Genomic DNA, 10,089 nt, shown 5'->3' with positions numbered 1-10,089 from the left:
TCCAGCAGGGCCTGGGTGACGCGATGGTCGGGCACCCGCAGGCCGATGGTGCGACGAGACGGGTGCCACAGCCGCCGCGGCAGCTCGCGCGTGGCCGGTAGCACGAAGGTATAGGGGCCTGGCGTCCATTCCCGCAGGAAGCGGTAGCGGCGGTTGTCCACCTGGGCATAGAGGCCCACCTCGGAGAGGTCGCGGCAGATCAGGGTGAGCAGGTGCCGGTCATCGAGCCCGCGCAGGGCGCGCAGCCGGTCGACCGCCGGTTTGTGCGCGAGCCCGCAGGCAAGCACGTAGCAGGCATCGGTGGGCACGGCGATGACCGCGCCCTCGCCCAGCAGCAGCGCAGCCTGACGCAGCAGACGCGGCTGCGGCGACTCGGCGTGGACGACGAAGCGCTGGGTCATGGCGGCGCCGTGTCAGCGCGCCACCGGCCAGTCGTACCAGACCGGCACCACGGCATCGGGCAGCGGCGGCAGCGAGCCGAGCTCGACCCGGCTCTCGACGGGATCGTGGAAGTCGGAACCGCGCGAGGCACGCAGCCCGAATTCGCGCGCGAGGGTGGCGAAGCGGCCATACTGGTCGCGGGTGTGGCTGCCGCAGACCACCTCCATGGCGGTGCCGCCCGACTCGCGGAACTCCTCGATCAGCGCCCACAGCGCGGTCTCGGACAGACGGTAGCGGCCGGGATGGGCCAGCACCGCGGTGCCGCCGGCAGCGGTGATCCAGCCCACCGCCTGCGGCAGCTTCGCCCATCGGTGCGGCACGAAACCCGGCTTGCCCTCGGTGAGGTAGCGCTGGAACACCTCGCCGACATCGCTGCACCGGCCCGACTCGACCAGATGGCGCGCGAAGTGCGTGCGCGAAATCAGCTCGGGGTTGCCGACATAGCGCAGCGCCCCCTCGAAGGCGCCGGGAATGCCCGCCGCGGCCAGGCTCTCGGCCATCTCGCGGGCGCGCTCCTCGCGGCCGTCACGGGTGCGGGCGATGCCCTCGAGCAGCGCACGGTCGGTGGGATCGACCCCGAGCCCCACCACATGGATGGTCTCGCCGGCCCAGGTCACCGAGATCTCCACGCCTGGCACATACGCCATGCCCAGCGCACGCGCCGCCCGGGCCGCGCGCTCCTGGCCGCCGAGCTCGTCGTGATCGGTGAGCGAGAACAGCTCCACGCCCTGGGCGTGCGCCCGTGCAGCCAGGGCCTCGGGCTCGAGCGTGCCGTCCGACACCGAGGAGTGGCAGTGAAGGTCGGCGTTGATCCGCCAGGGATCGCGACGGTTCATGCCCGGACTCCGGTGACCGCGCCCGTCGGCGCGAGGGGACGGGCGAGGAAGGTCTCGATCAGGGGAGCAAGCGCCTCGGGCCGGTCATGGTGGACCATGTGCCCGGCACCCTCCAGGGTGTGCGTGCTGAGCGAGCGCACTGCGCGCAGCCGGCGCTGGAAGGGCTCGGCATGCAGGAAGGCTCGCCGGGGCTCGACCAGGCCGGCCAGGATCAGCAGCACCGGCGCCGCAATGCGCTGCCAGCAGGCGGTGATCTCGTCCACCCGGTAGATCACCGGGTTCACGTGCTTGTGGGCGGGGTCGCCCAGGATCTCGTAGCGGCCCTGGGGCGTGGGGCAGGACCAGTGCCGGGCAAGAAAGCCGGCCTTGTCGGCGGACAGGCCGGGGTTGGTCTGCATCAGGCGCGCCGCCACGGCGGCCAGGCTTTCGTAGTCGCGCATGCGCGCCCCGGCACGCAGCTCGTCGAGCCACTGCGCGTAGCGATCGGGTGCCTGCTCGGCCGGCACGCCCTGCAGGCCGATGCCCTCGAGATTGATCAGCCGGCGCACCCGCTGCGGACGCACGCCGGCGTAGATCATGGCGACGTTGCCGCCCATGCTGTGGGCGATCAGATCCACCGGCGCATCGCCGACCACCTGGTCGAGCAGGGCCTCGAGGTCGGCGAAGTAGTCGGCGAACCAGTAGCAGTCGGCCGCCGGGCGCTCGCTCAGGCCGAAGCCGCGCCAGTCGGGGGCGAATACCCGCCAGTTGCCGACCAGGGCATCGACCAGGAACTGGAAGGAAGCCGAAACATCCATCCAGCCGTGCAGCATCCAGAGATCGCCCGCACAGGGCCGAGATGGGTCGGGCTCCCACACCCGAAGATGATGGCGCAGCCCCCGGGCGCTGATCCAGCGCGACTCGCTGGGACGACGCGCGAGGTACGGTGGCACGGGTAGCGGGCTGGACGGATCGGAGGCCGCGGCGCTGTGTGACGGGGTATCTGACATCCCCCGATTATAGGAACTGCCGCCACCGCAGCCCGGCGCAGGGTCATCGGCATGGCTGGCGGCCACCGCGGCACGCCCACGGGCATCCCGTACACTGAACACCCTTCCACTCGATCCGGCGCCCGCCGCCGCCCGCGCCTCATGGCCATCTTCCAGCTCGACGATCTCGTCCCCGACATCCACCCCGACGCCTGGGTGGCCGAGAACGCCAGCGTGATCGGCCGCGTCCGCCTTGCCGCGCGCAGCAGCGTCTGGTTCGGCGCGGTGCTGCGCGGCGACAACGACCTGATCTCCATCGGCGAAGGCAGCAATGTGCAGGACGGCGCGGTGCTGCACACCGACCCCGGCCGTCCGCTCACCGTCGGTCCCTCGGTCACCATCGGCCACCTGGCCATGCTGCATGGCTGCACCATCGGCGAACGCTCGCTGGTCGGCCTGCATGCGGTGGTGCTCAACGGCGCGCAGATCGGGCGCGAGTGCGTGATCGGCGCGGGTGCGCTGGTGCCCGAGGGCAAGGTATTCCCCGATCGCTGCCTGCTGGTGGGTGCCCCGGCCAAGGTGATGCGCGAGCTCTCCGATGCCGATGTCGAGGCCTTCCAGCGCGGCGCGAAGTCCTATGTCGAGCGCGCGCGCCTGTTCCGCGAGCGCCTGAAGCGGATCGGCTGAGGCGCGCCGCCATGGATGCCGGGCCCGACAGCCTGAACCGCTTCCTGCTGCGCGGGGCGCCGGTGCGCGGCGAGATCGTCTCGCTCGACAGCGCCTGGCGCGCGGTGGTCGAACGCCACGATCTGCCGGCCTGCGTGCGTGACTGCCTGGGCGAGCTCTCGGCGGCGGCGCTGCTGCTGGCCGCCAGCCTGAAGTTCGACGGCATGCTGGTGCTGCAGATCCATGGCGACGGGCCGGTGGCGCTGCTGGTGGTCGAGTGCGATGCCACCGGCGGATTCCGGGCCACGGTCAAGATCCGCGAGGGCGCGGTGGTGCCCGAGAACGCGCGGCTGGCCGATCTGGTCAATGCCCAGGGTCGTGGCCGCTTCGTGGTCACGCTCGATCCCCGCACCCGCAGCCCCTCGCGCCAGCCCTACCAGGGCATCGTCCCCTTCGAGGGCGATTCGGTGGCGCAGGTGCTCGAACACTACATGGGCCGCTCCGAGCAGGTGCCCACCCGGCTCTGGCTGGCGGCCGACGGCTCGCGCGCCACCGGCCTGCTGCTGCAACGGCTGCCCGAGGAAGGCGGCCGGAGCGCGCCGGGCGATGCCGATGGCTGGAACCGGCTGTGCCGTCTGGCTGACACCCTGCGCTCGCCGGAGCTGCTGGAACTGCCGGCGGGGCAGGTGCTGCACCGGCTGTTCTGGCAGGAGCCGCTGCACGGCTTCGATCAGCGCGCCTGCCGTTTCGCCTGCACCTGCAGCCGTGAGAAGGTGGCCTCGATGCTGCGCATGCTGGGCGAAGCCGAAGTGGCCTCGATCATCACCGAGCATGGCTCGGTGGCCGTGCGCTGCGAATTCTGCAACCTGGGCTACGGCTTTGACGCAGTAGACTGCGCGGCCCTGTTCACGGGCGCCGAGCCGCATTCGGCGCCCGGTCAGGCACAGTAGGAGGGCCCGGCAGGCGAACCCGGGTCTCAGCGGACGGCGGCTGCGGTCTTCACGCGATCGGGCTCGGCGCGCCGCCCGGGCGCGGCCGGGGCCGAGGGCGCCCCCGATGCGCCGCCCACCTCGTTGAACTGCACGAAGACCTCGTCAGGGCGCACCATGCCGAGCTCATAGCGGGCACGCTCCTCGACCGCCTGCATGCCCTGGCGCAGATCACGGACCTCGCTCTCGAGCGCGGTGTTGCGTTCGACCAGCCGCTGATTGCCCTGCAGCTGCGTCTGGTGCTGACGATCGAGTTCCCAGACCCGCAGCCAGCCGCCCTTGCCCAGCCACAGCGGATACTGGATGAGCAGCAGCAGCGCGCCGAGCACGAGCGCGAGCGCACGCCGGGGGTGCGGTGAGGCGAGCGCAGCAGGAATGGACGCCATGTCGCGGATTGTAGCCGCCCTTCAGCGCGCGCAGCCAGCCGCGCGAGGCGCGGACGGGTTGACGGACGAGGGCGCGCCGTGCCTCAGCGCAGGTTGTAGAACGCGGTGCGGCCGGGATAGCTGGCGACATCACCGAGGTCTTCCTCGATGCGCAGCAGCTGGTTGTACTTGGCGATGCGATCGGTGCGCGAGAGCGAGCCGGTCTTGATCTGCAGCGCATTGGTCGCCACCGCGATGTCGGCGATGGTGACATCCTCGGTCTCGCCGGAACGATGCGAGACCACGGCGGTGTAGTTGTAGCGCTTGGCGAGCTCGATGGCCGCAAAGGTCTCGGTGAGCGTGCCGATCTGGTTGATCTTGATCAGGATCGAGTTGGCGATGCCCTCGTCGATGCCCTGCTGCAGGATGCGGGTGTTGGTGACGAAGAGATCGTCACCCACCAGCTGCACCTTCTCGCCCAGGGTGTCGGTGAGATGCTTCCAGCCATCCCAGTCGTTCTCGGCCATGCCGTCCTCGATCGAGATGATCGGGTACTTGTCGCACCAGGACGCGAGCAGGTTGGTGAAATCGGCGGGCGCCAGCACCAGGCCCTCGCCCTCGAGGTGGTAGCGGCCCTCGCGGAAGAACTCCGAGGCCGCGCAGTCGAGGCCGAGCGCAATCTGACGCCCCGGCTCGTAGCCGGCAGCCTCGATCGCCTGCAGGATCATCTGGATGGCCGCCTCGTGGTTCTCGACGCTGGGCGCAAAGCCACCCTCGTCGCCCACCGCGGTGGACATGCCGCGGTCGTGCAGCAGTTTCTTGAGCGCGTGGAACACCTCGGCGCCCTGGCGCACCGACTCGCGAAAGCTCGGCGCCCCCACCGGGATGATCATGAACTCCTGCAGGTCGAGGGAGTTGTTGGCGTGGGCGCCGCCGTTGATGACATTCATCATGGGCACCGGCAGCGCCATGGCGCCCGAGCCGCCGAAGTAGCGGTAGAGCTGCAGGCCAGACTCCTCGGCCGCGGCCTTGGCCACCGCCATCGACACCGCCAGCGTGGCGTTGGCGCCCAGGCGCGACTTGTTCTCGGTGCCGTCGAGCTCGATCAGGGTGCGGTCGATGTAGGCCTGCTCGGTGGCGTCCAGACCCATCAGGGCCTCGGAGATCTCGGTGTTGATGTTCTCGACCGCCTGCAGCACACCCTTGCCGAGGTAGCGGGAACGATCACCGTCGCGCAGCTCGATCGCCTCGCGCGAACCGGTGGACGCGCCCGAGGGCACGGCCGCGCGGCCCATCACGCCGGATTCGAGAAGGACGTCGCACTCGACGGTGGGATTGCCGCGGGAATCGAGCACCTCGCGCCCGATGATGTCGACGATGGAACTCATGGCTGGGGTCCTTCAGGAGACGGATGGGAATGCGGGACGGCGACGCGCGCCGGCGGAGGGCTCAGACGCCCTCGACGATGACCATGTTGAAGAACTCGGTGGCACCGGCCCGACGGGCGCGCGCCTCGAGGTAGAGCGCGGAGTCGTAGAAGGCCCGGGCCTGCTCGAAGGTGGGGAATCGGGCGACCACCATACGATTCGGGGTCCAGGTGCCCTCGAGCACCTCGTGGCGCCCGCCCCGCACCACGAACTCGCCGCCGGCGGCGGCGATGGCCCCGGGCGAGAGCGCCTGGTACTGCTTGTACTGCTCGGGGTCGGTGACCTTGACGTCGGCGATCAGGTAGGCGGCCATTGGCGATGCTCCGGAAAGCCCGCCCGCTTGACCGCGGCATCGAGCTCGACAAGGGTGGACAGCAGTTCGGCCAGCCAGGGCAGCGGCCAGGCATTGGGCCCGTCGGAGAGCGCCCGGGCGGGATCGGGATGGGTTTCCATGAACAGTCCGGCCACGCCGGCGGCCACCGCGGCCCGCGCCAGCACCGGCACGAACTCGCGCTGACCGCCCGAGGACGCGCCCTGGCCACCCGGCAGCTGCACCGAGTGGGTGGCATCGAACACCACCGGGCAGCCGGTCTGGCGCAGGATGGCGAGCGAACGCATGTCCGACACCAGGTTGTTGTAGCCGAAGGAAGCGCCGCGCTCGCAGACCATGATGGTGTCGGCATTACCCTGCGGGCCGACGGCCTCGCGGGCCGCCTCGCGCGCCTTGGTCACCACATGGACCATGTCGCCCGGGGCGAGGAACTGCCCCTTCTTGATGTTCACCGGCCGGCCGCTGGCGGCCACCGCACGGATGAAGTCGGTCTGCCGGCACAGGAAGGCCGGGGTCTGCAGGACATCGACCGCAGCAGCCACCTCGGGGATCTGCGCCTCGTCGTGGACATCGGTGAGCACTGGCACGCCGATGGCCGCGCGCACATCGGACAGGATCTTCAGGCCCTGCGCCATGCCCGGCCCGCGGAACGAGGCGCCGGAGCTGCGGTTGGCCTTGTCGAAGGACGACTTGTAGATGAAGCCGATGCCCAGCGCGGCGGTGATCTCGCGCAGACGGCCGGCAGTTTCCATGGCGAGCTCGCGCGATTCGATCACGCACGGGCCCGCGATCAGGAAGAGCGGGCGGTCGAGCCCGACCTCGAGGCCGGCGAGCCTCAAGACGCCTCCGCCGCCGGACGGCTGGCCGCCCTCTGCAGCGCCGCGCGCACGAAGGCGCTGAACAGCGGATGGCCGGCGCGGGGCGTGGAGGTGAATTCGGGGTGGAACTGCACGCCCACGAACCAGGGATGGCCAAGCGGCCCCTGCAGGGGCAGCTCGATCATCTCGGTGAGCCCCTCGGTGGGCGTGCGGGCCGACACCCGCAGGCCGGCGCGCAGCAGCTGCGGGACATAGATGTTGTTGACCTCGTAGCGGTGCCGGTGGCGCTCGTTGACCGCGTCGCCGTAGATGGTGTGCGCGATGGTGCCGGCATCGACCGGGCAGCGCTGCGCACCCAGGCGCATGGTGCCGCCCATGTCGGAAGCGTTGTCGCGACGCTCGATGCGGCCCTCGCGGTCGAGCCACTCGGTGATCAGCGCCACCACCGGATGCGGGCTGTCGGGATCGAACTCGGTGCTGTTGGCGCCCTCGAGACCGCAGACATGCCGGGCGAACTCGATGACCGCCAGCTGCATGCCCAGGCAGATGCCCAGGTAGGGCAGGCGATTCTCGCGCGCGAAGCGGATCGCGCGGATCTTGCCCTCGACCCCGCGCCGCCCGAAGCCGCCCGGCACCAGGATGGCATCGAAAGCGGCCAGGGCCTGAGGCCCGTCGCGCTCGATCTGCTCGCTGTCGATGTAGTCGATCCGCACCCGGCTGTGGGTGTGGATGCCGGCATGGATCAGGGCCTCGGTGAGCGACTTGTACGACTCGGTGAGGTCGACGTACTTGCCGACCATCGCGATGCGCACCTCGCCCTGCGGATGCTCGAGGTCGTGCACCAGCCGGTCCCAGAGGGCGAGATCGGCCGGGGGGCGGTCCAGGCGCAGGATCTCGCAGAGCAGGTCATCGACCTGCTGGTCGTGCAGCATGCGCGGGATCTTGTAGATGCTGTCGGCGTCCCAGACCGAGATCACGCTGTCCAGTTGCACATTGGAGAACAGCGAGATCTTGGCGCGCTCGTCGTCGGGGATGCGGCGGTCGGCGCGGCACAGCAGCAGATCGGCCTGGATGCCGATCTCGCGCAGCTTCTGCACCGAGTGCTGGGTGGGCTTGGTCTTGAGCTCGCCGGCCGAGGCGATGAACGGCACCAGGGTGAGATGCGCAAAGCAGTAGTTGCCGCGGCCGAGCTTCAGGCTCATCTGGCGCACCGCCTCGAGGAAGGGCAGCGACTCGATGTCGCCCACCGTGCCGCCGATCTCGACGATGGCCACCTCGGCGGCCTCGGGCGTGCCCACGCCGGCACCGCGCTCGATGAAGGCCTGGATCTCGTTGGTGATGTGAGGAATGACCTGCACCGTGCGGCCGAGGTACTCGCCACGGCGTTCCTTGCGGATGACCGAGTCGTAGATCTGGCCGGTGGTGAAGTTGTTCCAGCGGCGCATGGTGGCGTTGACGAAACGCTCGTAGTGGCCGAGGTCGAGGTCGGTCTCGGCGCCATCGGCGGTGACGAAGACCTCGCCATGCTGGAACGGGCTCATGGTGCCCGGATCGACGTTGATGTAGGGGTCGAGCTTGAGCAGCGTGACCCGGACGCCGCGGGACTCGAGCAGCGCGGCCATCGACGCGGCGGCGATCCCCTTGCCGAGCGAAGAGACGACACCGCCGGTGACGAAGACGAATTTGGTCATGAGGGGCAGCCGGTAAACGGGAAGTATAGCGTCCCGGGGAGGGGGGCACGGCAGCCGCGGTTTCGCGGCAGCGCAGCATCGACGGCTATAATTCCCAGGTCAGCCCCACCCGAGAACCCGCCGGCGCAAGCCGCCCGGCCCGCAAGGATTCCCCGATGAGCAAGCTCCATTCCGGCGCCGCCGCCGCCCTGGCCGATGTCGTGCGCGATGGCCAGACCATCGCGGTCGGCGGCTTCGGCCTGTGCGGCATCCCCGAGGCCCTGATCGCCGCGCTGCGTGACAGCGGGGTGCGCAACCTCACCTGCATCTCCAACAACGCCGGCGTCGATGGCTTCGGGCTGGGCATGCTGCTGGCCACCCGGCAGGTGCGCAAGATGATCGCGTCGTATGTGGGCGAGAACAAGGAATTCGAGCGCCAGTACCTCGCCGGCGAACTCGAGCTCGAATTCACCCCGCAGGGCACCCTGGCCGAGAAGCTGCGCGCCGGCGGCGCCGGCATCCCGGCCTTCTTCACCCGCACCGGGGTGGGCACGGTGGTGGCGCAGGGCAAGGAACTGCGCGAGTTCGACGGCCACACCTACGTGATGGAGCGCGCGCTGGTGCCCGATGTCTCGCTGGTCAAGGCCTGGAAGGCCGATCACGCCGGCAACCTCGTGTTCCGGCGCACCGCGCGCAACTTCAATCCCAATGTGGCCATGGCCGGGCGGATGACCATCGCCGAGGCCGAGGTGATCGTGCCCACCGGCGAGCTCGACCCCGATCACATCCACCTGCCGGGCATCTATGTGCACCGGCTGGTCCACAACCCCGCGCCCGAAAAGCGCATCGAGCAGCGCACCGTGCGCGCTGGCTGAACCGCAGGAGACCCTCATGCCCTGGACCCGAGACCAGATGGCCGCCCGTGCGGCCCAGGAACTGCGCGACGGCTACTACGTCAACCTCGGCATCGGCCTGCCCACGCTGGTGGCCAACCATGTGCCCGCCGGCATGGAGGTCTGGCTGCAGTCCGAGAACGGCCTGCTCGGCATCGGACCGTTCCCCACCGAGGCCGAGGTCGACCCCGACCTGATCAATGCCGGCAAGCAGACCGTCACCACCCTGCCCGGCTCGTCGATCTTCTCGAGCGCCGACTCCTTCGCCATGATCCGCGGCGGCAAGATCAACCTCGCCGTGCTCGGTGCCATGCAGGTGAGCCAGAAGGGCGACCTCGCCAACTGGATGATCCCCGGCAAGATGGTCAAGGGCATGGGCGGCGCCATGGACCTGGTGGCGGGCGTGGGCCGCGTCATCGTCCTGATGGAGCACACCGCGCGTCGCAAGGATGGCGGTGAAGACCTCAAGATCCTGCCCGAGTGCAATCTGCCGCTGACCGGTCTGGGCGTGGTCAACCTGATCATCACCGACCTCGGCGTGATCGAGGTCACCCCCGCAGGGCTCAGGCTGATCGAGCTTGCGCCCGAGGTGAGCGTGGCCGAGGTGGTGTCACGCACCGGCTGTCCGCTCGACACCTCCGCTGCCCGGGCGGCGGCCTGAGCGGCGGCGGCGCACCGCCCGCGC

Annotated in this window: 12 protein-coding genes; 4 read left to right on the top strand and 8 right to left on the bottom strand. The window is 70.0% G+C overall.

Translation table 11 applies throughout. The annotated features are described in order from the left end of the window. From AC2H6A_RS04110 to AC2H6A_RS04100, 3 genes are all read right to left on the bottom strand, one after another. A partial coding sequence (locus AC2H6A_RS04110; RefSeq protein ID WP_484271865.1) for a Sua5/YciO/YrdC/YwlC family protein occupies positions 1-401 on the bottom strand: 401 nt, incomplete at its 3' end. Positions 402-413: 12 nt separating this feature from the next. Next, on the bottom strand, positions 414-1,277 hold the full coding sequence (locus tag AC2H6A_RS04105; protein ID WP_484271864.1) for a 3',5'-nucleoside bisphosphate phosphatase: 864 nt from the start codon (positions 1,275-1,277) through the stop codon (positions 414-416). Then, on the bottom strand, positions 1,274-2,209 hold the full coding sequence (locus tag AC2H6A_RS04100) for an alpha/beta fold hydrolase (protein ID WP_484271863.1): 936 nt from the start codon (positions 2,207-2,209) through the stop codon (positions 1,274-1,276). Before AC2H6A_RS04100 ends, AC2H6A_RS04105 begins: the two co-directional genes overlap by 4 nt. A 198-nt stretch (positions 2,210-2,407) precedes the next feature. Between AC2H6A_RS04100 and AC2H6A_RS04095 the strand changes: the two genes are divergently transcribed. Together AC2H6A_RS04095 and hslO are read left to right on the top strand one after the other, a co-directional pair. After that, positions 2,408-2,932, top strand: coding sequence for a gamma carbonic anhydrase family protein (locus AC2H6A_RS04095; RefSeq protein WP_484271862.1), 525 nt, complete (start codon positions 2,408-2,410; stop codon positions 2,930-2,932). Positions 2,933-2,943: 11 nt separating this feature from the next. Beyond that, positions 2,944-3,861, top strand: coding sequence for an Hsp33 family molecular chaperone HslO (gene hslO / locus AC2H6A_RS04090; RefSeq protein WP_484271861.1), 918 nt, complete (start codon positions 2,944-2,946; stop codon positions 3,859-3,861). Positions 3,862-3,887: 26 nt separating this feature from the next. Here hslO and ftsB read toward each other — a convergent pair whose 3' ends face one another. The 5 genes from ftsB to AC2H6A_RS04065 form a co-directional block, all read right to left on the bottom strand. Further along, positions 3,888-4,286 carry a cell division protein FtsB gene (gene ftsB / locus AC2H6A_RS04085; RefSeq protein ID WP_484271860.1) on the bottom strand — a complete coding sequence of 133 codons (399 nt, stop codon included), beginning with the start codon at positions 4,284-4,286 and terminating at the stop codon, positions 3,888-3,890. An 83-nt stretch (positions 4,287-4,369) separates the two neighbouring features. Beyond that, on the bottom strand, positions 4,370-5,653 hold the full coding sequence (gene eno, locus AC2H6A_RS04080; RefSeq protein ID WP_484271859.1) for a phosphopyruvate hydratase: 1,284 nt from the start codon (positions 5,651-5,653) through the stop codon (positions 4,370-4,372). A 61-nt stretch (positions 5,654-5,714) separates the two neighbouring features. Further along, a complete protein-coding gene (locus tag AC2H6A_RS04075; RefSeq protein WP_484271858.1) occupies positions 5,715-6,005 on the bottom strand; it encodes a DUF1330 domain-containing protein in 291 nt (96 codons plus the stop codon). Then, complete coding sequence (gene kdsA / locus AC2H6A_RS04070) at positions 5,990-6,862, bottom strand: 3-deoxy-8-phosphooctulonate synthase (RefSeq protein WP_484271857.1); 873 nt, start codon at positions 6,860-6,862, stop codon at positions 5,990-5,992. The genes AC2H6A_RS04075 and kdsA overlap by 16 nt, the downstream gene beginning before the upstream one ends. Continuing rightward, positions 6,859-8,532, bottom strand: coding sequence for a CTP synthase (locus AC2H6A_RS04065; protein WP_484271856.1), 1,674 nt, complete (start codon positions 8,530-8,532; stop codon positions 6,859-6,861). The genes kdsA and AC2H6A_RS04065 overlap by 4 nt, the downstream gene beginning before the upstream one ends. Positions 8,533-8,687: 155 nt before the next feature. Between AC2H6A_RS04065 and AC2H6A_RS04060 the strand changes: the two genes are divergently transcribed. After that, positions 8,688-9,386 carry a CoA transferase subunit A gene (locus tag AC2H6A_RS04060; RefSeq protein WP_484271855.1) on the top strand — a complete coding sequence of 233 codons (699 nt, stop codon included), beginning with the start codon at positions 8,688-8,690 and terminating at the stop codon, positions 9,384-9,386. A gap of 16 nt (positions 9,387-9,402) precedes the next feature. Next, positions 9,403-10,065, top strand: coding sequence for a CoA transferase subunit B (locus AC2H6A_RS04055; RefSeq protein WP_484271854.1), 663 nt, complete (start codon positions 9,403-9,405; stop codon positions 10,063-10,065). Positions 10,066-10,089: the final 24 nt, after the last annotated feature.

This window comes from Quisquiliibacterium sp. (assembly GCF_982640115.1).
Note: the sequence above shows the minus strand (reverse complement) of the source record. Positions and strands in the feature narration are given on the sequence as shown.

What these genes read in the sequence shown, in the direction of transcription:
- AC2H6A_RS04105 (WP_484271864.1), bottom strand. Translation starts at nt 1,277, where the DNA reads ATGAACCGTCGCGATCCCTGGCGGATCAACGCCGACCTTCACTGCCAC.
- AC2H6A_RS04095 (WP_484271862.1), top strand. Translation starts at nt 2,408, where the DNA reads ATGGCCATCTTCCAGCTCGACGATCTCGTCCCCGACATCCACCCCGAC.
- hslO (WP_484271861.1), top strand. Translation starts at nt 2,944, where the DNA reads ATGGATGCCGGGCCCGACAGCCTGAACCGCTTCCTGCTGCGCGGGGCG.
- ftsB (WP_484271860.1), bottom strand. Translation starts at nt 4,286, where the DNA reads ATGGCGTCCATTCCTGCTGCGCTCGCCTCACCGCACCCCCGGCGTGCG.
- eno (WP_484271859.1), bottom strand. Translation starts at nt 5,653, where the DNA reads ATGAGTTCCATCGTCGACATCATCGGGCGCGAGGTGCTCGATTCCCGC.
- AC2H6A_RS04075 (WP_484271858.1), bottom strand. Translation starts at nt 6,005, where the DNA reads ATGGCCGCCTACCTGATCGCCGACGTCAAGGTCACCGACCCCGAGCAG.
- AC2H6A_RS04065 (WP_484271856.1), bottom strand. Translation starts at nt 8,532, where the DNA reads ATGACCAAATTCGTCTTCGTCACCGGCGGTGTCGTCTCTTCGCTCGGC.
- AC2H6A_RS04060 (WP_484271855.1), top strand. Translation starts at nt 8,688, where the DNA reads ATGAGCAAGCTCCATTCCGGCGCCGCCGCCGCCCTGGCCGATGTCGTG.
- AC2H6A_RS04055 (WP_484271854.1), top strand. Translation starts at nt 9,403, where the DNA reads ATGCCCTGGACCCGAGACCAGATGGCCGCCCGTGCGGCCCAGGAACTG.